Origin of the sequence: Pseudoalteromonas sp. S558 (assembly GCF_005886635.1) — a bacterium.
Classification (GTDB): domain Bacteria; phylum Pseudomonadota; class Gammaproteobacteria; order Enterobacterales; family Alteromonadaceae; genus Pseudoalteromonas; species Pseudoalteromonas aliena.
Genome location: NZ_PNDU01000618.1, coordinates 1 through 329, shown reverse-complemented (window position 1 = coordinate 329; position 329 = coordinate 1). Strand labels below are relative to the sequence as shown.

Below are 329 nucleotides of genomic sequence, written 5' to 3'. Positions count from 1 at the left end.
TAAATTCTTAACGTGCGCTACTTAGGTGTGTTTTCTACCCTCTCACAGCACACGACCGGGAGTGTTCTAGTTTCTGGGCGATCTTTGAGGCCATCTGGTCTATTGTGCTTAAGTTGCCCTGTTTCCATTAAATCATCGTTCATTGGGCCATTATCAATCGCGCTTACAAACATGACTCGACTTACAAGCTGATAGGTCCAACCACATGGGCATGCACCTAAATCAACGCTGCGCATACACGCTGCCACGCGTGACTCCCGTTGTTGTTCAGGAATAAACACATTAAATGCTTCATCTAGCTTAAACGTTGAACGACTTGGTGAATCTCT

The 329-nt window shown here is 45.6% G+C and carries 1 pseudogene; it reads right to left on the bottom strand.

Annotation, left to right across the window (positions count from 1 at the left end):
• Positions 1–20 precede the first annotated feature (20 nt).
• Positions 21–329, bottom strand: a pseudogene (locus CWB66_RS21665) (SAM-dependent methyltransferase); the annotation flags it as partial.